Source organism: Kitasatospora sp. NBC_01300 (genome assembly GCF_041435235.1).
Taxonomy (GTDB): Bacteria; Actinomycetota; Actinomycetes; order Streptomycetales; family Streptomycetaceae; genus Kitasatospora.
The window spans coordinates 1,154,032-1,173,175 of record NZ_CP108409.1 but is presented as its reverse complement, the minus strand read 5'-3'; the positions used below and the strand labels follow the sequence as shown (position 1 = coordinate 1,173,175).

Annotated in this window: 22 protein-coding genes; 10 read left to right on the top strand and 12 right to left on the bottom strand. The window is 73.0% G+C overall.

Annotation, left to right across the window (positions count from 1 at the left end; all coding sequences use genetic code 11):
- Positions 1 to 149: 149 nt before the first annotated feature.
- Positions 150 to 455, bottom strand: coding sequence for a GNAT family N-acetyltransferase (locus tag OG556_RS38450; protein ID WP_331744922.1), 306 nt, complete (start codon positions 453 to 455; stop codon positions 150 to 152).
- 203 nt (positions 456 to 658) lie between these two features.
- Here OG556_RS38450 and OG556_RS38445 point away from each other — a divergent pair, with 203 nt between their 5' ends.
- Positions 659 to 1,429 (top strand): maleylpyruvate isomerase N-terminal domain-containing protein, encoded by a 771-nt coding sequence (locus OG556_RS38445; RefSeq protein WP_331744920.1) that lies wholly within the window; start codon positions 659 to 661, stop codon positions 1,427 to 1,429.
- Positions 1,430 to 1,444: 15 nt separating this feature from the next.
- On the opposite strand, the gene OG556_RS38440 is transcribed toward OG556_RS38445, so the two are convergent.
- Complete coding sequence (locus tag OG556_RS38440) at positions 1,445 to 2,521, bottom strand: mechanosensitive ion channel family protein (RefSeq protein WP_371523129.1); 1,077 nt, start codon at positions 2,519 to 2,521, stop codon at positions 1,445 to 1,447.
- 318 nt (positions 2,522 to 2,839) lie between these two features.
- Between OG556_RS38440 and OG556_RS38435 the strand changes: the two genes are divergently transcribed.
- Positions 2,840 to 3,292, top strand: coding sequence for an SRPBCC family protein (locus OG556_RS38435; RefSeq protein WP_331744916.1), 453 nt, complete (start codon positions 2,840 to 2,842; stop codon positions 3,290 to 3,292).
- A gap of 130 nt (positions 3,293 to 3,422) precedes the next feature.
- Positions 3,423 to 3,791, top strand: coding sequence for a hypothetical protein (locus OG556_RS38430; RefSeq protein WP_063352503.1), 369 nt, complete (start codon positions 3,423 to 3,425; stop codon positions 3,789 to 3,791).
- A 323-nt stretch (positions 3,792 to 4,114) separates the two neighbouring features.
- On the opposite strand, the gene OG556_RS38425 is transcribed toward OG556_RS38430, so the two are convergent.
- Positions 4,115 to 4,588, bottom strand: coding sequence for a nucleoside deaminase (locus tag OG556_RS38425; protein ID WP_331744912.1), 474 nt, complete (start codon positions 4,586 to 4,588; stop codon positions 4,115 to 4,117).
- Between the two features lie 182 nt (positions 4,589 to 4,770).
- A complete protein-coding gene (locus OG556_RS38420) occupies positions 4,771 to 5,169 on the bottom strand; it encodes a VOC family protein (RefSeq protein ID WP_331744910.1) in 399 nt (132 codons plus the stop codon).
- Positions 5,170 to 5,265: 96 nt separating this feature from the next.
- On the opposite strand from OG556_RS38420, the gene OG556_RS38415 reads away from it, so the two are divergent.
- Positions 5,266 to 6,324, top strand: a complete 1,059-nt coding sequence (locus tag OG556_RS38415; protein ID WP_331744908.1) for a YafY family protein — start codon at positions 5,266 to 5,268, stop codon at positions 6,322 to 6,324.
- Positions 6,325 to 6,442: 118 nt separating this feature from the next.
- Positions 6,443 to 7,357 (top strand): NAD(P)H-binding protein, encoded by a 915-nt coding sequence (locus tag OG556_RS38410; protein WP_331744907.1) that lies wholly within the window; start codon positions 6,443 to 6,445, stop codon positions 7,355 to 7,357.
- A 61-nt stretch (positions 7,358 to 7,418) separates the two neighbouring features.
- Here the strand turns inward: OG556_RS38410 and OG556_RS38405 are convergent, their stop codons facing one another.
- The 4 genes from OG556_RS38405 to OG556_RS38390 form a co-directional block, all read right to left on the bottom strand.
- Positions 7,419 to 8,405, bottom strand: a complete 987-nt coding sequence (locus OG556_RS38405) for a LuxR C-terminal-related transcriptional regulator (RefSeq protein ID WP_331744905.1) — start codon at positions 8,403 to 8,405, stop codon at positions 7,419 to 7,421.
- Positions 8,406 to 8,589: 184 nt separating this feature from the next.
- Positions 8,590 to 9,183 carry a TetR/AcrR family transcriptional regulator C-terminal domain-containing protein gene (locus tag OG556_RS38400; RefSeq protein ID WP_331744902.1) on the bottom strand — a complete coding sequence of 198 codons (594 nt, stop codon included), beginning with the start codon at positions 9,181 to 9,183 and terminating at the stop codon, positions 8,590 to 8,592.
- 96 nt (positions 9,184 to 9,279) lie between these two features.
- Positions 9,280 to 10,137 carry an SDR family oxidoreductase gene (locus OG556_RS38395; RefSeq protein ID WP_331744900.1) on the bottom strand — a complete coding sequence of 286 codons (858 nt, stop codon included), beginning with the start codon at positions 10,135 to 10,137 and terminating at the stop codon, positions 9,280 to 9,282.
- A gap of 62 nt (positions 10,138 to 10,199) precedes the next feature.
- Positions 10,200 to 11,423: an FAD-dependent monooxygenase gene (locus tag OG556_RS38390; RefSeq protein ID WP_331744897.1), complete on the bottom strand. Its 1,224-nt coding sequence runs from the start codon at positions 11,421 to 11,423 to the stop codon at positions 10,200 to 10,202.
- Between the two features lie 306 nt (positions 11,424 to 11,729).
- Here OG556_RS38390 and OG556_RS38385 point away from each other — a divergent pair, with 306 nt between their 5' ends.
- From OG556_RS38385 to OG556_RS38375, 3 genes are read left to right on the top strand one after another with little or no spacing between them, the layout of a single operon-like run.
- Entirely contained in the window at positions 11,730 to 11,972 is a 243-nt protein-coding gene (locus OG556_RS38385) for a hypothetical protein (protein ID WP_331744896.1), read from the top strand.
- Between the two features lie 5 nt (positions 11,973 to 11,977).
- Entirely contained in the window at positions 11,978 to 12,253 is a 276-nt protein-coding gene (locus OG556_RS38380; RefSeq protein ID WP_331744894.1) for a hypothetical protein, read from the top strand.
- A gap of 55 nt (positions 12,254 to 12,308) precedes the next feature.
- Positions 12,309 to 14,288 (top strand): hypothetical protein, encoded by a 1,980-nt coding sequence (locus OG556_RS38375; protein WP_331744893.1) that lies wholly within the window; start codon positions 12,309 to 12,311, stop codon positions 14,286 to 14,288.
- Positions 14,289 to 14,472: 184 nt separating this feature from the next.
- Here OG556_RS38375 and OG556_RS38370 read toward each other — a convergent pair whose 3' ends face one another.
- Together OG556_RS38370 and OG556_RS38365 are read right to left on the bottom strand one after the other, a co-directional pair.
- Positions 14,473 to 14,646: a CsbD family protein gene (locus tag OG556_RS38370; RefSeq protein ID WP_331744891.1), complete on the bottom strand. Its 174-nt coding sequence runs from the start codon at positions 14,644 to 14,646 to the stop codon at positions 14,473 to 14,475.
- A 140-nt stretch (positions 14,647 to 14,786) separates the two neighbouring features.
- Positions 14,787 to 15,626: an NAD(P)H-binding protein gene (locus OG556_RS38365; RefSeq protein WP_331744889.1), complete on the bottom strand. Its 840-nt coding sequence runs from the start codon at positions 15,624 to 15,626 to the stop codon at positions 14,787 to 14,789.
- Between the two features lie 110 nt (positions 15,627 to 15,736).
- On the opposite strand from OG556_RS38365, the gene OG556_RS38360 reads away from it, so the two are divergent.
- Together OG556_RS38360 and OG556_RS38355 are read left to right on the top strand one after the other, a co-directional pair.
- Complete coding sequence (locus OG556_RS38360) at positions 15,737 to 16,108, top strand: helix-turn-helix domain-containing protein (RefSeq protein ID WP_331744886.1); 372 nt, start codon at positions 15,737 to 15,739, stop codon at positions 16,106 to 16,108.
- 88 nt (positions 16,109 to 16,196) lie between these two features.
- On the top strand, positions 16,197 to 17,735 hold the full coding sequence (locus OG556_RS38355) for a phosphatase PAP2 family protein (RefSeq protein ID WP_331744884.1): 1,539 nt from the start codon (positions 16,197 to 16,199) through the stop codon (positions 17,733 to 17,735).
- Between the two features lie 22 nt (positions 17,736 to 17,757).
- On the opposite strand, the gene OG556_RS38350 is transcribed toward OG556_RS38355, so the two are convergent.
- Entirely contained in the window at positions 17,758 to 18,774 is a 1,017-nt protein-coding gene (locus OG556_RS38350) for a YihY/virulence factor BrkB family protein (RefSeq protein WP_331744881.1), read from the bottom strand.
- Positions 18,775 to 18,927: 153 nt separating this feature from the next.
- Entirely contained in the window at positions 18,928 to 19,098 is a 171-nt protein-coding gene (locus tag OG556_RS38345; RefSeq protein ID WP_331744879.1) for a hydrophobic protein, read from the bottom strand.
- Positions 19,099 to 19,144 lie beyond the last annotated feature (46 nt).

Below are 19,144 nucleotides of genomic sequence, written 5' to 3'. Positions count from 1 at the left end.
TCCGAGGCGTCACCGCTTCCGGCAAGCCGCCTCCCCGGCGGGGGAGTTGGCAATCCGGGGCCGGGTCCGGGTCCGGGTCCGGGGTGCGGGGCCGGGGGCCTCACGCTTGTCGCCGTGGCGCCGGCCGGCGGCGGCGTGTGGCGGCCGGCTCAGAGGCCGAAGCGGGCGCGGTGGGAGGCGGGGACCAGGTCGGTGTACTCGGGGTGCTTGGTGATCCAGCCGCGGATGAAGGGGCAGTAGGGGAGGACGGCGAGTCCCTGCTCGCGGGCCGTGTCCAGTGCCGCGCGTGCCAGTCGGCCGGCCAGGCCGCGGCCTTCGAAGCGGGGGTCGATCTCGGTGTGGATGAAGGCGATCTCGTCGTCCGAGCGGTGGTACTCGGCGAAGCCGGCGAGCTCTCCGCCGTCCTGGATCTCGAAGCGCGACTTCTCGGTGTTGTCGGTGACGAGCTGGTCCATGGTTCCTCCGCAAGGTGTGGGACGGCCCGGGAGAGCCGGTGGCGGGGTGGTGCGGCATCGCCACTATAGTTTAAGAATCAACATTTGTCGTCCGGTCACCACGCAGGCCGACGGACACGGGCTGGGTCGCCAGGTGACCATCCGGCAGCCGAACTGTCCGGCGGCAGGTTTGCCCGGCGCAGCTGCCGGGATACCCATGGCGCATGATTCCCGCTGCGGTCAGTGACGTCCTGCCGGAACTCGTCCCGTTCGTGCGGGCGGTCCAGGAACGCAGGCCCGACGACGGGACGTGGTGCGAGGCGTGGACGGTGCGGGACGTCCTCGCCCACCAGACCGGCAACGCCGAGGAACTCGCCCGCGTCCTGCGCGCCTTCCACGCGGGTGAGCCCGTGGAGACCCGCGGCTTCGACCGGGAGGAGCCGTACCGGCGGATGTCCGACGCACAGCTGTGGGAGGCCTTCGCCGCCCGCTGCGCCGAACTGGCCGAGGTCGCCGCGGCCGCGGAGAGCGACCTGCCCCCGGACACCGAGGTGCGGTGGACCGGCCGGACCGTGACGGTGCCGTTCTTCGCCGAGCACCTGCGCGAGGAACTGATCCTCCACCGGTGGGACCTCACCGGCGACGACCGTACGGCCCGGGAGGCGCTCGCCGAGCCGTGGATGACGTCGCACAGCGTGCGGCTGGTCGGCCGGCCACTGCTGGCCCGGGGCGTGGCCGGACTCGACCTCGGGCCCGGGGGAAGCGTCGAGGCCCGCCTGCGCGTCCCCGGGACCGACGACGTCCTGGTGACCGCGGACGCCGACGGCGCGTCCATCGCCCTGGCCCCGCCCGAGGGCCCGGCCACCATCGAGAGCGACGCCGCGGTGCGCGTCCTGCTGTTGTGGGGGCGGCGTCCGGCGGACCCGGGCCGCTGGCACAGCACGGTCGGTCCGGAGGAGCTGCGACGGGTGCGTGCCCTGCTGAGCGGCTACTGAGCGGCTACTGAGTGACTACTGAGCGGGCGGGGGGAAGGGGGCGCGCGGGGTGTCCGGCTCGGTCCGGGGCGCCGGGGTGACGGACACCCGGGGAAGCGCCTCGGGGTGGTGTTCGCAGATGTGCGTCACCAGGTGCTCGCGGAGCTGGCAGCGGAGGGAGAACGCGTCGTCGGCGTTGGCGGCGGTCGCCAGGAGCCGGACCACGATGGTGGTGGGCGTGGTGTCGACGACCTGGAGGGCGCTGCCCTCGCCGTCCCAGAGGGGGCTGTCGGCGAGGAACGCGTCGAACTCCTTGCGCAGCAGGGGGACCGGGGCCCGGTGGTCGAGGTGGAGGAAGGCGGTGCCGGTGATCCGGCTGGAGCGGCGCGACCAGTTCTCGAACGGGCGGCCGGCGAAGTAGGACATCGGCATCACCAGGCGGCGCTGGTCCCAGGTCGCGATCACCACCGCGGTGAGGGTGATCTCCTCCACGGTGCCCCACTCGCCGGACACCACGACCACGTCGCCGATCCGGACCAGGTCGCCGAAGGCCAGCTGCACCCCGGCGAAGAGGTTGGCCAGCACGCTCTGCGCGGCGATGCCCGCGACCACGCCGACCAGGCCCGCCGAGGCGAGCAGACTGGTCCCGATGCCGCGCACGGACGGGAAGGTCATCAGCATCGCGCCCAGGGCGGCGATCGCGATGATCGCCTGGCAGATCCGGCCGAGCAGACCCGCCTGGGTACGGGCACGACCGGCCGAGGACGGGTCGCGGCGGTGGACGGCGAGGCGGACGGCGCCTTCGACGACGAGCCCGACCACCCGGGCGCCGAGCCATCCGCCGGAGGCGATCGCCAGCAGGATCAGGAGGTGGTGCAGCTGCTCCCGGGTCTCCGGCGAACCGCCGACCCACGGCTGGACGGCGAGGGACAGCGAGGTGGCGAGCACGGTGATCAGGGGGCGCCGGCAGCTGCGCAGCATCCCCGGCATGACGCTGCCCGGCCGGTGCGGGGCGAATCTGCGGACCAGCCGTTCGGCGGTCCGGTCCAGGACGTAGGTGGTCAGGGCCACCCCCGCACCTGCCAGGAGCAGACGGAACAGGCTCCACCACACGCTCGCTCTCCTCCCGCGACGGCCGCAGCGCGGCGCTGTGGGCGGACCTTCCCCGGGCCCGCTTCCCGGACCCCGTTTTCCCGTTCGGCGGGATTCACACCTGCCGGAGGTGAGGTGTGGGCCCGGCCACGGCTTTAGGCCGTTCGGGTGAGGGGGACGAGGGGGGCGAGGGGGAGCGAGACGGGGGAGACGGGTGAGGGGGGCGAGCCGAGGGGCCGCGTCGAGGGTTCAGCTCGGGTGCATATCGGCCCGGGAACGGGGCAGCCGGGGCCTGAAGGCCCGCCGGCCCGGGCGGGCACCGACATGTCAGGAGGAGCGATGCACCGGATCGAGGAGTCCGTCGAGGTGGCGGCGCCGCTCGGCACGGTCTACGAGAGCTGGGTCAGGTGTGAGGAGTTCCCGCAGTTCATGCGGGGTGTGGTCAGGGTCGACCGGTCGGGCCAGGACACCAGCTGGGTGGTCCGGACCGCCGCCGGCCCGCGCGAGTTCACGGCCGTGACCACGGAGCTGGTGGAGAACGACCGCGTGGCGTGGGACAGCGGCCCCGGCCCGGTGCGGCACCAGGGCGTGGTCACCTTCCACGCCGTGGGCGACGCCGTCACCCGGGTGATGTTCCAGCTTCAGGTCGAACCGCACGGGCTCTGGGAGCACCTCGCCGAGGCGCTCGGGTTCGTCGACCGCCGGGTGATCGACGACCTGACCGACTTCAAGCGCCACGTCGAGGAGGGCGGCGGACCGGTCGAGGCCACGGTCGACGACACGGTGGCATGAAGCTCAGGATCGGGGGCAGCCGAAGCGTACCGACAGCCCGAATCCGACAGCCCGATCCGGCAGTCAGACCTGACAGCCGGATCTGACAGCCAAACCCGACAGCCAGACCCGACGACGGAAGGAGACGGTCGTGAGTGATCGCGTCAACATCTGGGAGTTCCGGGACACCGCCGGTCACACGGCGGGCACCGACCTCATCGGCTTCCACGTCGAGGCCACCGACGGAGCGATCGGCAAGATCGACAAGCTGTCCGAGGCGGTCGGCGCCCAGCACCTGGTCGTCGACACCGGTCCGTGGATCCTCGGCAGGCGGGTGCTCCTGCCCGCCGGCACCGTGATCCGGATCGAGATCGGCGAGCAGAAGGTGTACGTCGACCGGTCCAAGGACGACATCAGGAACGGTCCCGGCCTCGACGACGGCGCGGCCGACGTGTCGGCCGACGTCCGCGACCGCTACGGGCTCTACTACGACCCGTTCTACGGCGGTCGGATCTTCTGACGAAAGGGAGCAGCAGTCATGCCGCACGGTTCCACGCAGCTCCAGCCTCAGCCCCAGTCCCGGCTCCAGCCCCAGTCCCAGTCCCAGTCCCAGTCCGTCGGATCCATCAGTCCGCCGGTGGTGCCGGATCCTCCGTTGCCGCCCGGCGTGCCCGAGCCGCCGCCGGATCCGGTGCTCCCGGGCCCGGCTACGCCGTCACCCGCGCCGCCCGGGCCTGAGCCCGAGCCCGAACCGGGCCTGCCCCGCCCGCCCGAGCCGCCGGACTGAAGAGCCGGACTGAAACGCCGGACGGAGGAGCCGGACAGCGGGGGTGGGCCAGAGCGTTACCCCCAGTACCCCGTGTGCACCGCGGAGGCCTCCTCGAAGAGGTGCGGGCCGGACGCCTCCACCGTGCTGCCGCCGGCGGCGAAGACCTGGCGGCACGGCAGGTCGAGCACCGGCTCCTCCGGGTCCACCCCCGCGATGGCGTTCAGCTCCGCCCCGGCGAGCGCGTAGACGACCTTGTGGATGCCGCTCCAGTAGATGGCCCCGGCGCACATCGCGCACGGTTCGGTACTCGTGTACAGGACGGCGTCGACGAGCTGCGTCGGGGCCAGGGTGCGCGAGGCCTCCCGCACCAGGTTGGTCTCCGCGTGGGCGGTGACGTCGCGGTCGGTCAGCACCGAGTTCTCGGCCGTGAGCAGGACGTTCCCGGCGGAGTCGGTCAGCAGCGCTCCGAAGGGGTGGTTGCCGTGCGCCCGGGCGTCGGCCGCGATCTCGATGGCCGCGAGCAGGTGCTCGCGGGTGCGGTCGGTCATGACGTGCTCCTCAGGGGATCGGCGGTGGGGCGGGCCCCATGGTGTCGCGGTCGGGCGGGGCGGTGGTACCAGGTTGCCGCACCCGCTCTCCGCCCGCGACCACCCCCGGCGGCGGCCCGGGCCCGCGAGCCGGTGCGGAGTGTGCCGCGGGGACCGGCCCCGCCCGGGCGGCCGCGCCGTCGTCAGCGGGCGAACTTCTCGACGGCCGCCGGTGTGACGGGTGTGAAGAAGTTGATGAGGTTGCCGTCGGGGTCACGGAGCAGGAGCGACCGGTTGCCCCAGGGCATCGTGGTGGGCTCGGTCACGAAGTCGGTGACGAAGCCGGTCAGGTTCCGGTGCACGGCGTCCACGTCGGCGACGAGGAATTCGAGGATCACGCTGTTGTTGTCGGCCGGACGGGCGGAGCCGGGCGCGAACAGCGCCACGGTCCGGGTGCTGCCGATGGCGAGGGTCCCGCCGGCGGTCCGCAGTTCGGCGAAGTCCTCGGTGGACCAGTGCGCCCGTACCCCCGTGGCCCGCTCGTAGAAGCCGACGAGGCGTGCGATGTCGTCCGTGATGATCCGGATCGAAACGAAGTCCATGGTGCTCTCTCCTCGGGTCGGTGAAGCCGTTGCACCCCGGACGGTAGAGGAGATAGTGGACAGAATCGGTCCGGTATCAGCGCTAGGCTCGTGGACATGGGCCGACCGACCAGCCGTGTGCTCACCCTCCTGGAACTCCTGCAGTCGGGCGGCATCAGGACGGTGGCCGAACTCGCCGACCGGCTCGGCGTCGACGGGCGCACCGTGCGGCGGTACGTGGACCACCTGGTCGACCTCGACATCCCCGTCGAGGCGGTCCGCGGCCGCTACGGCGGGTACCGGCTCGCCCCCGGGTACCGCCTGCCTCCGCTCATGCTCAACGACGACGAGGCGCTCGCCGTGCTGCTCGGCCTCGTCGCGGGCCGCAGGGCGGGGCTGCTGACGGCGACCGGGACCGCGACCGGGACGGCGGGCGAGACGGCGGCGGCCAAGATCCGCCGGGCGCTGCCCGAGCGCCTCGCCCGTCGGCTCGACGCCGTCCTGGAATCCCTCGCCTTCACGGCCGAGCCCGGCGAGGCGGCCACCCCGGAGACGGGTGTCCTGCTCGCCGTCGCCGACGCGGTGCGTCACTGCCGCCCGATCTCGATCAGGTACACCGCCCGGGACGGCCGGCGGAGCGAGCGCACGCTGCACCCGTACGGGATCGTCACCCACGGGGGCCGGTGGTACGTCACGGGCACCGATCCCGGGATCGAGCCCGAGGTCGATTCCGGGGCCGGCCAGGACCGGACCTTCCGGCTCGATCGCATCGCGGACGCGCGGCCCCTGCCGGGCTCGTTCGAGCCGCCTGCCGGGCTCGACCCGGCCCAGCGCGTCCTGTCCGGGCTCGCCAAGGCCGCATACCGGTACGAGGTGACCCTGCGGATCCACGGGACGGTCGAGCAGATCCGCGCCCGGCTCCCCGCCAGCGTCGCGAGCATCGAGGAGCCCGTACCCGAGGAAGGAACGGATCCGCACACCGAGCGGTGGCTGCACGTCGAACTGCGGGCGGAGCGGCTCGACTGGCTGCCCCCCGTCCTCGCCTCGCTCGACCGGCCGTTCGTCATCGAGCGGCCGGACGAACTCCGCGGCCTCGTCCTCGCGCTCGCCGACCGGCTCGCCGCCTCCGCCCGCCAGGCCTGCGATCCGGACCGGACGGGACGCCGATGCGCCTGACGTGCCCTCACGGACGCCGATGAGCCCGCCCCGGTGTCAAGACCCGCGGAACCTTCCCGGCGCGGGAGCGTTGGCAGTGCACCGGAAGTCCCGGTCAGGTAGGTGGGAGGCAATCGTCGTGCTCGTGGAACCTGTCCTTGTCACCGGCGCCGGCGGTGGGGTCGGCGGAGTCGGACGAAGGGTCCTGGAGGGGCTGCGGGCGCAGAACGCGCCCGTCAGGGCCCTCGTGCACCACGACGACGAACGGGCCTCGGAGCTGAGGGCGATGGGCGGCGTGGAGGTGGTGGTCGGCGACCTCACCCGTGGTGCGGACGTGGTCGAGGCGCTGGCCGGTTGCCGCCGGGCCTACTTCGGGATGAGCGTGTCGTCCGCCTACCTGGAGGCCGCGGCGACGGTGGCGGCCGCCGCCCGGGAGAGCGCAAGCCTGGAACTGCTGGTCAGCATCTCGCAGATGACCGTCTCGCAGATGGACCTCACCAGCGACACCGAGTCCCGGCAGCAGCGACTGCACTACCTCGCCGAACACGTCCTCGACTGGTCCGGGGCGCCGGTCGTCCACGTCCGGCCCACCGTGTTCATGGAGAATCCGCTCTTCACCGGGGTGGCGGCCGCTTCGATCCGGCGGGACGGCACGATCCGCCTGCCCTTCGGCGCGGCCCGGACCTCACCGGTCGCGGCCGCCGACGTGGCCGAGGTCGTCACCGTGCTCCTGCTCGACCCCGCCCCCCGGACCGGCCGCGTCTACGAACTGACCGGGGCCCGATCCCGCGACATGACGGCCATCGCGGCCGAGTTCTCCGCCGCCCTGGGCCGCGAGGTGACCTACGTCGACGTGCCCTACCAGGAGTGGCTGGAGCACGACCTCAGGAACCAGGGCCTGCCGGACCACGTGTTCGACCACATCGCCACGATGGCCAGGCTGCACGGCGAGAACCGGTACGACCGGGCGACGAACGACGTCGCCGACCTTCTCGGCCGCCCCCCACGGGGGTTCGACACCGTGATCGAGGACCTGCTCGCCGGGCGGCGGTAGCCGGCCTGCGACCGTGGTCGGCCTGTGACCGCAGCCGGCCGGGTGTCGGGGGAGCGGTCGCTCAGAGCCAGCCGCGCTGCGCCGCCTTGAGGCCGGCCTCGAAGCGGCTCGACGCGTCGAGGCGCTCCATCAACCCGGCCATCTGGCGGCGGACGCTGCGCGCCGACAGGCCCAGGTTCCGGCCGGCGGCCTCGTCGGTGAGGCCGGACGCGAGCAGCCGCAGGAGTTCCTGCTCGGTGGCGCTGAGGCCGGTCTCGGTGTCCTTGCGCCGGTCGGCGCCGAGCGGGACGGCGGCCTGCCAGGTCCGTTCGAAGAGGGCGACCAGGGAGACGACGATCCCGGGCTCGCGCGTGCACAGGGCGCCGAGCCGGGTGTGGGCCGGGTCGATCGGGACCACGGCGACCTGGCGGTCGAAGATGAGCATCCGGGGCGGCAGCGTCGGGCAGGTGCGGACCAGGCCGCTCTCCTCGGTCATCCAGCGGGCGTAGGCGAGCGTCGCCGGATCGTGTCGCACGCTGTCCTGGTAGAGCGTCAGCAGCGCCACCCCGCGCCGCATGGCCGCCTCGTCCAGCGGCCGGGAGGCGTCCAGGCTGGCCTGGGACTGCGCTCCGCCGGGCATCACGGACAGGCACTCCCCGGTGACCTCCTGGGCGAGGATCTCCAGCTTGGCCTGGATCGCGTCCAGGCCCACCAGGCGCTCGGCGGTCTCGACCGGGGTGTTCGGCCGCAGGTCGGCGTACTCGGCGATCGCCCGGGCGGCCGCGGCCTTGCCGATCTCCAGATCCTGCTGGCGGCGCAGCAGTTCCTGCTCCTGGCGGCGCAGGATCAGCTCCAGCCCGAGCGCGGGGCTCACCGGCAGCAGAAGCCCGGGTGCCTCCCGGGAAGCCCGGAGCAGCTGCAGATCGGCGAGCCGGTCGAGGGCCTCCCGTACGGCGGGCTCGGGCATGCCCAGCTGGTCGCACAACTCCCTGACGCCGCCCTGCGGATCGGCGAGCATGGCCCGGTAGACGGCCTCCGAGACACGGTCCAACCCCAGCATGTCCAGCATGCGCGCAGCCCCCCGGTGCGGTGTCGAACGTGCCGTGCCGCCGTGCGACACATCGGGATCATCCCAGCCCGGCTTCGACTCCACAAGCAGTCCTGCCCCGGGCGGGGTCCGGCTGCTTCGCCGTGCTCGTCTCCTGTGCTCGCCGCCCGTTCTCGTCTCCCGTGCTCGCCTCCCGGTCGCGGGTTCAGGCGCTCGGGGGCAGCAGTCGTGACAGTCCGTAGTGGAAGCGGTTGTCGAAGGAGTCCGCGACCATGAGGTCCTCGCCGATCCGGGCGAGGGCGGGGTAGCCGCCGGTGGCGACGAGGTCGTGGAACGAGCCGCGGGGGCTGTCGGAGGGGGTCTGCTGTTCCTGGGTGAGGCCGAGGGTGAAGTAGACGATCGACCAGCACAGGCGGGCGGCGTCCGGCTCCGGGTGTCCGGCGTCCAGCAGGGCGCCGGCGATGGTGTCGGCCACGCGCAGGGTCTTGCCCGTGCCGTTGAACGTGCCGGCGACCAGGCGGCCGCCGTCGCGGTGTGCGAGCAGGGCGTCCCGGTAGCGGGTGGCGACCGTGCGGGCCCGCTCGACCGGTTCGTCGGGCAGGTGGGTGACGTCGACGGAGCCGACGATGTGGTCGGCCATCGTCTCGATGAGTGTCTGCTTCGTCTTCACGTACGAGCTCACCGAGTTGAGGTGGGAACCGAGGGTCCGGGCGACCCCGCGCAGCGTCAGCTTGTCGAGGCCGTCGGCTTCGAGCGTGGTGAACGCAGCCTCGATCACGTCGTCCAGCGTCCAGCGCATCCTCGTGTCCCGTTCCGTCCTGCGCCACCCACCGGCGACTTCCCGGTCATGGTACAAGGAGCCTGTTCGGTACAAGCAGCCTGTTCAGGGCCCTGTTCAGGCGCCGAACGCCGCCTGGGACACCGCGTCCCAGCGCCCCCACTCCTCGATGCGGGAGGCGTACTCGGCCCGGATCACGTCGAGGGGCCCCTTGCCGAAGAAGATCCGCAGGGGCGGCTCGTCGGCGTCGACGACGGTGAGGATCGCCGTGCGGGTGGCGGTCGGCTCGCCGCGCACTCCGGCCGGGCGTTGCATGGCGGCGCGGAAACCGTCGTAGGCGGGCAGGGGTTCGGCCCGGTCGGCGGAGGGCCCGGCCCAGTCGGTGGAGTATCCGGCGGGTTCGACCAGGGTGACCTTGATGCCGAAGTCCTTGACCTCCTTGGCGAGGCTGGCGGTGAATCCCTCCAGGCCGAACTTCGAGGCGTGGTAGACGCCCAGGCCCGGCAGGGAGAAGACGCCGGCGATCGAGGAGACCTGGATGATGTGTCCGCCGCCCTGGGCCCGCAGGTGCGGCAGCGCGGCCTGGGTGACCCACAGCGGGGCGAGCAGGTTCACGTCGATCTGTGCCCGGGCCTGCTCCTCGCTGATCTCCTCGACCATGCCGAACAGGCCGTAGCCGGCGTTGTTGACGACGACGTCGAGGCGGCCGAAGCGGTCGGCCGCCTGGCGTACGGCGGTGTGGACGGCCGCGCGGTCGGTGACGTCCAGTTGGATCGGCAGCAGGTCGTCGCCGTGGGCGGCGGCCAGGTCGTCGAACGCGCCGGGGGTGCGGCTCGTCGCGGCGACGCGGTCGCCCCGTTCCAGGGCGGCTTCGGCCCACTGCCTGCCGAAGCCCTTGGAGGCGCCGGTGATGAACCAGGTCTTCGTCTTCGTGGGCAGGTCGTGCTCCGTGGTCATGCTGCGCTCCGTGGTCATGTCGTGCTCCTGTGTTCCTCGGTGCCGGTCGGTTCCTGCCGGCCGTGCGGGGTGAGCCGCGATCACGGCCGTGCCCCCTCGTAGGGGGTGTAGTCGGGCAGCGCGAAGCCGTTCGACAGGCGGATCTGGTCGCGCAACAGCAGAGCGCCGAGCGGCAGCCGCTCCTGGAGCGCCACCACGCCGCGCCGGAACGCGATGCCGGCCGGGGTCCGCGGCGTCATCGTCCTGCCGTTGCCCTGCCCGAACCGCTGGACGCGGCTGATCCACGGCCGCAGCCGCTCCTCGTACGCGCGCAGCCCGGCGGCGACGTCTCCCCGCGCCCGGGCCAACTCGCCGGCGAGCACGTAGGCCCCGACGAGTGCGATGGTCGTACCGTGCCCGGACAGCGGCGAGGCGCAGAACGCGGCGTCGCCCACGAGGGCGATCCGGCGCGACGACCAGTGCGGCACCACCACCTGGCTGCACGCGTCGAAGTAGAAGTCCGGGGTGTCCTCCAGCTGGGCGATCAGTTCTTCGGTGTGCCAGCGCATCCCGGCGGCGCGGGAGCGTACGACGGTCTTCAGCGCGGCGCTGTCGCGGGGGTCGTACCGGAACGGGGCGGACCGGAAGGAGAGGAACGCCATCAGCTGGGTGTTGTCGTTCACGGCGCGGGCGCCGATGGTGCGGCCCGGTTCGGAGTACACCTCGGTCCAGTCGCACAGCCCCAGCGTGTTCCGTGCGGTCCAGAACGACAGGTAGTGGCAGAGGTGGCGCAGCCGCGCGCCGCCCGTGTCCTGCGGGCCGAACGCCAGGGCGCGCACGCCCGAATGCAGGCCGTCGGCCCCGACCACGACGTCGAAGCGGCGCGGTGCGGCTTTCTCGAAGGTGACGTGCACGCCGTCACTGCGGTCGTCGAGTGCGCTGATGCGGTCGTCGAAGACGTACTCGGTCGAGCCGCCGGTCGCGTCGTGGAGGATCTCCACCAGCGCGCCCCGCAGGATCTCGGTGTCGGTCACCGGTCCGTCGCCGCCGAAGCCGTCCGCCCGCATCGACGCCTGTCGCCGCCCTCGCGCATCCACGAACGACAGCCCGTCCGCGCCGGTCCGGGCGGCACGGACCGCCTCGGCCAGGCCCGCCCGGGCGATCACGTCGCGCCCGCAGCCGCGGATGTCGATCAGCTGCCCGCCGGTGCGGCGCGCCGGCGCGGACTCGACCACCGTGACCTGCGCCCCGTACCGCGCCAGCCAGTAGGCGAGTGCCGGGCCCGCGATGCCGGCGCCGGAGACCAACGCCTTGATTCCGGGCATCGTTCACCACCTCCAATTTTGGTCATTGACCAACTTCTGCCCCCAGTAAAGTTGGTCAATGACCAAAAATCAACCGCTGTGCCGGTGGTGGGTGCGGGGATCTCACGAACAAGGCGGCGGGCGGCGGGGCATCGGGTCCTGAAGCGGCCAGGCCGGTTGCTGACGGGCTTCTCACCTTCCGGGGCGCGGGCGGTGCCAGCAGGATGGTGGTCACCGGGAGAACGGCGGGGCAACCGCCGAACAGCCTCCCCGAAGCTCTGGTCCTCGATCAGATCTCCCACCACACAAGCCGCCTGGGGTGCCGCCATGTCCAAGACCGCCCGCCTGCTCGCCACCGCCGCCGTCACCGTCGCCCTGTCGGGGATCCTGGCGCCCGCGGCCTCCGCCACCGCCGCGACCACGGCGCCGGCGGGCATCGGCTGGGACGGCACCACCGTCGCGCCGCCGGTCGTCGCGGGCGGGGCCGGGGACGGTATCGGCTGGGACGGCACCACCACCGTGCCGCCGGTCGTGGCCGGCCCGTCCGCCGGCGGCATCGGCTGGGACTGATCGCCGTGCTCCCCGTCCGGGCCACCGTCGTGGACACCAGCGGTGCGCCCACCACGACCGCCGCGGCGCGGATCGTCGAAGACGTCCTGTGGGCGCACGCCACCCCGGAACACGGACTCGAACACGTCCGCGCCGTACCGGACCAGGGCCGCATCGCCCTGGTGCTCTTCGTCCGCGCGGACGGCCCGGCCACCGCGCACGCCCTGGCCGAGAACCTGCTGGCCCGGGCCCTCACCGCGGCAACGGCCGGCCGGTACGCCGCCGCCGTCCACCCGCACTGACCCTCGCCGACCTGTACCGACCCTCGCCCGCCCGCCCACATCCAGGGGGACCCCCATGCCCAGCACGCCCCGTCCTGCCCGTGCCCTGCGCCGCGTCTGCGTGCTCGCCGCGACCACCGTGGCCGCCGGTCTTCTCACCGTCTCCCCCGCCTCGGCGGACGGCACCTACTACCCGGACGGCAACAAGACGCCGACCTCCACCGGCACCCTCGGCACCGGTGTCGGGAACAAGCTCACCGGCGCCCAGATGGTCCAGCGTGCCCGGGACTGGGTCGCCCACGGGGTCACCTACAACCAGGGGCAGTCGTTCTCCGACAGCGCGGTCGGCGGCCCGTACCGCACCGACTGCGGCGGTCTCGTCGACATGGCCTGGCAACTCCCCGGCAGCCCGCCGGTCACGTACCCCGCACCCGGTATCGACGACCCGAAGTACAGCACCAAGCTCAGCAGTTGGTCCCAGCTCCAGCCCGGTGACGCCCTCGCCGTCGCCGGCAAGCACATCAACCTCTTCGCAGGCTGGACCAACCAGGCCGCCGGCGACTTCACGTACATCGCCGAGGACAACAGCAGCGTCCCGACCAAGGAGTACTCGGCCAACACCCACTGGTCCTCCATCGACGGCTACCCCACCTCCTCCTTCGAGCTGCTGCGCTCCAAGAACCTCGCTCCCGCCATCCCCGCCGACTTCAACGTCCTGCTGTGGGGCTTCAACTCGGGCCAGACCGTGTCCGGCACGCTGAACCTCACGGCACACCCGACGCAGAGCGGCGTCATCAACTGGCTCGACTACGTGGTCACCGGCCCGAACGGCTACTACAACCGCTTCCGCGCCACCAGCGGCGGCGCCACCAACTACCAAGTCCCCTTCGACACCGCCCCCTTGGCGGCGGGCACGTTCAGCATCTCGATGATCGCCAACGAGATCGACGGCCAGGAGCACACCTACCAGGGCGGCGTCTTCACCATCGCGCCGCAGGCCTCCACCGCCCGGGGCTCCGCCGACTCGACGGTGCTCACCAGCAACGGCACCATCGCCCTGTACCGGGTCGGTGCGGACGGCAACGTGTACGGCACCAACCAGAACACCCCCGGCGGTCCCTTCGTTCCGTGGGCGCAGCTTTCGACGGGTGGTGGGTTCGTCGGCAAGCCGGCCGCGCTCCAGACACCGAGCGGCCTCATGGTGGTCTACGCCCGGACTACGGGCGGGACCATTCAGGGCACCAACCAGAGCACTCCGGGTGGCCCGTTCGGGTCGTGGGTCACAGTTGCTGATGCGGGTGACCCGACGGGTGTGGCGAGTGACCCGAGCGTGGTGTTCACTCAGTCCGGCACCATCGCGGTTTACGTGACGTCTGCCAACGGCAACGTCGTCGGTGCCAGTCAGGGCACGCCTGGTGGTCCCTTCTCTCCCTGGCAGCAGCTTTCGTCGGGTGGTGGGTTCGTCGGCAAGCCCGCTGCGCTCCAGGTGCCCAACGGCACGATGGTGGTCTACGCCCGTACCACCGCCGGGACCATCCAGGGCAGCAACCAGAGCACTCCGGGCGGTCCGTTCGGGTCGTGGGTCACAGTTGCTGATGCGGGTGACCCGACGGGTGTGGCGAGTGACCCGAGTGCGGTGTTCACTCAGTCCGGCACCATCGCGGTCTATGTGACGTCTGCCAACGGCAACGTCGTCGGTGCCAGTCAGGGCACGCCTGGTGGTCCCTTCTCTCCCTGGCAGCAGCTTTCGTCGGGTGGTGGGTTCGTCGGCAAGCCGGCCGCGCTCCAGGTGCCCAACGGCACGATGGTGGTCTACGCCCGTACCACCGCCGGGACCATCCAGGGCAGCAACCAGAGCACTCCGGGCGGTCCGTTCGGATCGTGGGTCACGGTTGCTGATGCGGGTGACCCGACGGGTGTGGCCAGTGACCCGAGCGTGGTGTTCAGCCAGTTCAACACCATCGCCATCTATGTGACCTCCGCCAACGGCAACATCGCCGGCAGCAGCCAGGCCACCCCCGGCGGTCCTTTCTCTCCCTGGGGCCAGATCGGCTGATCACACCCCAGCCGCAGACCCGCCGCGTGCGCAGACCGCCACCGCCAGGCCCGAACCCCGAGAGGGTTCGGGCCTTGGCGCGTGGCGGCCGGGCGCCCTCGCCGGTCACGCGGGACTACGGCGTCCCCACGGGTTCCTGGGTCCAACGGCCGGGGGCAGGGACGGTCGAGCCGGTTGGACCAGGTCAGTCCTTTCCGATGTCCTTGATCTTCTCGCCGGCCTGCTTCAGGTCGCTCTTGACCTGTTTGCCCCGGCCCTCGGCCTCGACGACCCGGTCGCCCGTGGCCCGTCCGGCGGCTTCCTTGGCCTTGCCGTGGACCTTCTCGGCCGCGTTGTGCAGCTTGTCCTTGGCACTCATCGGATCAGTCCTCTCGGTAGTGGGGGCTCGGTCCACCCCGGACGGCGTCTGCCCGGGATCGCCGGTTCCACACCCGGAACATCCGGAGTCGGCCGTCGGCCATGAGCCGACGCGGTGCCGACGGGGCCGGTTGGGCAGGCTCAGCGGAAGGCGGCGACGTTGCGGGCGGCCCAGTCGGCGAAGGGGCGCGGGGCGGTGCCGAGGACCCGCTGCACGTCCGGGCTGACGCGCAGCTCGGCCGGGTTCGGGGAGCCGAGGATGTCCAGGGTGTCCTCGGCGAGCTCCACCGGCATGCCGTGGGCCATGGCGGCGGAGGCCTCGTCGCGGGTGAGGTCGTGGAACCGCACCGGCGAGCCCAGGGCGGCCGCGATGGCCTGCGCCTGCCGGCGCGGGGTGATCACCTCCGGGCCGGTCAGCTCGTACACGCCGCCGCTGTGCCGGTCCTCCAGCAGGCAGGCCGCCGCGACGTCGGCGATGTCCGCCGGGTCGATGATCGGCACCCCGACGTCGCCGAAGGGCGCGGCGACGACCCGCTGTGCGCGGACGGACTCGGCCCACCACAGGGCGTTGGAGGCGAAGCCGCCCGGCCGCAGGATGCTCCAGCCCACGCCGGACCCCCGCAGGACGTCCTCCAGTTCGCGCATCGCGATCCGCGTCGGGCCGAAGGGCCTGGTCGCCACGCCCTGCGAGGAGAGCAGGACGATCCGGCGGACCCCGCCGGCCACGGCCTGGCCGATGAGGTCGGCCGGGTCGGCCCCGGCGGCGTGCAGGTCGCCGGACAGCAGCAGGAAGAGCGCCTCCGCCCCGGCCAGCGCGGGTTCGAGGCCGGCCGGCCCGGCCAGGTCGGCCGCCACGTGGCGGACACCGTCCGGCACCGCCGCCGCGTGCCGCGACACCGCCGTCACCTGTCGGCCCGCCTCGGCCAGTGCCCGCGTCAGCGGCCGGCCCACATTTCCGGTAGCCCCGGTCACCACGATCATGGTCAGCTCCTCGTTCGACGTCCGCCGTGGCCGCTGTGGCCTCGGTGGTCCTCACGCTAGGAGCCAGGGCTAACCTTTGGTAAGGACATACCTTGACGTAAGCTCAGGACATGGTGGTAGGTGTGCAGCACAGGCAGGGCGAGGCCGGGAAGCGGTATGAGGTGTTTCACACCGACTGCCCCGCGCGCGATGTGGTCGACCACGTGACCAGCAGGTGGGGCATCTGGGTGCTGATCTCCCTGCAGAGCAACGACCTGCGGTTCTACGAGCTGCGCGAGAGCATCCACGGCATCAGCGAGAAGATGCTCGCCCAGACCCTGCGCGCGCTGGTCCAGGACGGCCTGGTCTGGCGGAGGGTCGAGCCGACGACACCGCCCCAGGTCACCTACGGGCTGACCGAGTTCGGTCAGGACCTCGGCGAGCCGCTGGCCGAGCTGTTCGACCGGATCACCCGGGGGCTGCCGCCGCGCGACGCGGGGTAGCGGTGCGGGACAGCGACGCGGGACAGCGGCGCGACACACCCCCGGCCTCCTCCTCGGCGTTGTCGCCCGCGCGCCGTAGGTTCGTCGGATGAAGCGATTGAAGACCACCCGACTGGACGCCATAGACCGAGCCCTCTTCGACCGCATCGCCGCCGCGCCACTGCACGGCACCCGCCCCTGGCTGCGGGCGCTGAGCCGGGCCGCCGACCACGGGGTGCTGTGGATGGGCACCGCCGCCGTCCTCGGCGCGGTCGGCGGACGCCGCGGGCGACGCGCGGCCCTGCGCGGCCTCGGCTCGCTCGCCATCGCCTCGGCCACCGCCAACACCGTCGCCAAGCACGCCACCCGCCGACCCCGCCCGGTGCTGGACGCCGTCCCGGCCGTGCGCCGGCTGCTGCGCCAGCCCGTCACCACCTCCTTCCCCTCCGGTCACTCCGCGTCCGCGGCCGCCTTCGCCGCCGGTGTGGCGATCGAGTCCCCGCTGCTGGGCGCGGCCGTCGCGCCGGTCGCGGCGGCGGTGGCCCTCTCGCGCGTCTACACCGGCGTGCACTACCCGGGCGACGTCCTGGCCGGTGCGGCGCTGGGTACGGCGGCCGCCGCCGCGACCCTGCACTGGTGGCCGCGCTCCTCCGACGTGCCGCCGCCCGCCGCCCCGGCCTCCTCTCCGGCCCCGGCCCTGCCGCAGGGGAGGGGGCTGTCGGTGGTGGTCAACTCGGGCTCCGGCAGCGGCTCTCCGCTCGCCCCCGACGCCGAGGACGTGGCCGGGACGCTGCGCGCCCTGCTGCCCGAGGCGGACGTCCGGGTGTGCGGGCCGCAGGACGACCTGGCGAAGATATTGACGGAGGCCGCCGACCGGGCCGCCCGGGCCGGCGGCGCGCTCGGGGTGTGCGGCGGAGACGGCAGCGTCAACCTGGCCGCGGCGCTGGCCGTCGAGCGCGCGCTGCCGCTGGCGGTCTTCCCCGGCGGCACCCTGAACCACTTCGCCCTCGACCTCGGCGCCACCACCCACGAGGCCACCGCCGAGGCCGTCGAGGCCGGCACCGCCGTCGGCGTGGACCTGGGCCTGGCCGCCGACGACGCCGGCACCCGGACCTTCGTGAACACCTTCAGCCTCGGCATCTACCCCGAACTCGTCCACCAGCGGGAGAAGTTGGAGAAGCGCATCGGCAAGTGGCCGGCCCTCGCGGTGGCCGTCGCCAAGCTGCTGCCGACCGCCGAACCCGTCACCGTCCACGCCGACGGCCGCCCGCACCGGCTGTGGCTGCTGTTCGCCGGCAACGGGGCGTACGAACCGGCGGGCTTCGCCCCCACCCACCGCGCCGCCCTGGCCGACGGACAGCTCGACGTCCGGGTCGTCGACGGCGGCCGGCCCTTCGCCCGCACCCGCCTGGCCGCCGCCTTCCTCTCCGGCACCCTGGACCGGTCCCGGGTCTACCGGGCTGTTCGGCTGCGTGCCCTGGACCTGGACTCCCTCGGCGACGCCGCCCGCATCGCCGTGGACGGCGAGAGCGTCCCCGCGCGCGGGGCCCTGCGACTGTCCAAGGCCCCGGCCGGGCTCACCGTGTACCGGCCCGCGATCGCCGCCCCGGCGGGCGAGCTGCGGGGCCCGGGCGGGGGCGGGCGGTAGCCGCAGGGGGTTTCACCTGGTGTCACCGGGCGTCGGGGGACGACGGGCCGCGCGGCCCGTCGTCCCCGGCCCCGCCGGGCCGCTCCCCGTCGTGGAAGGAGACCTCGACGTGCTGCTCGGGGCGGCGCTCCTCCTGACGGGCGACGGAGGACAGCACCTTCTGGTCGGCGGCGGTGAGCGGCGGCTGCAGGAGGCTGCGGGGCCACAGCCGACGGGTGAGCACCGCGTTGGCCTCGGCGGTGTACACGGTGATCTGCGCGGCCAGGTAGAGCCAGGAGAGCAGGCCGATCACGGTCGCGAAGAAGCCGTAGACCTGGCCCGCGTGGCGCAGCTCGTGGGTCACCAGGAGCGAACCGAACGCCTGGAGGACGGTGAACAGCGGCCCGGCGACGACGCAGCCGGGCAGCAGGGCCCGGGTCGGGATCTCGCGCGGGGTGAGGACGCGGAAGCAGGCCAGGCACAGGGCGGTGTTCAGCAGCGCCGAGACCAGCAGGCCCCCGACCCGGGCGGGCACGCCGCCCAGGGCGCTGCCGACCAGCGAGGCGGCCGCCGTGCCCAGCACCAGGCCGGCGGCCAGGACGGTGAACAGCAGCAGGCCGCGCGCCAGCCGGGGCCAGTAGCCGGGCCGCTGCACCCCGGGCACGTTCCAGACCTCGGCCATGGCGTGCTGGAGGACCTGCGTGATGCCGAGCGCTCCGTACAGCAGGCCGAGCGCGCCGATGGCCAGTGCCAGGCCGCTGCCCTGGAGGGAGTGGACGTTCTGGCGCAGCTGGTCGCCGATGATCGGGAAGTCGGCGAGCGCCGAGTTCAGCACGGACTGCTGGGCCCCGGGGTGGCCGTGCAGGACGAAGCCGAGGACGGTGCTGAGCAGGAGCAGCAGCGGGATCAGGGCGACGAATCCGTAGTAGGTGATCAGGGCGGACAGCAGCCCGCCCCGGTCGTCCCCGTACTTGCGCACGACGCCGATGACCACGGCGGGCACCCGGTGGTGCTGCTGGAAGCGGTCCACGGCGCGCAGGGCCCGTTCGATCGGGTTCATGCCCCGGCGTCTGCCCCGGCCCGCGCCCGCGACACCTGCCGGTTCCGCCCCCCGGAGCGGTGCGGGAGGCACGCACGCGCGAGCCGCCGCGCAGGGGCTGCGCGGCGGCTCGGGCGCCCCGGCGGCCGGCGACGGGGCCGTGCGTACGGCGGGCTACCAGCGGTACCAGCGACCCCGTCCGCCGGAGGAGGTGGTGCCGCGGGCGAGAAAGCCCAGCAGCCAGACGACGAGGACCGCGAGGGCCACCCACCACAGCACCTTCAGGGCGAAGCCGAAGCCGAACAGGAGCAGGGCGAGCAGCAGGACCAGGACCAGGGCGAGCACGGGGACCTCCTCGATCAGGGGATGCGTCGATTCGTCCCTCGGTTGC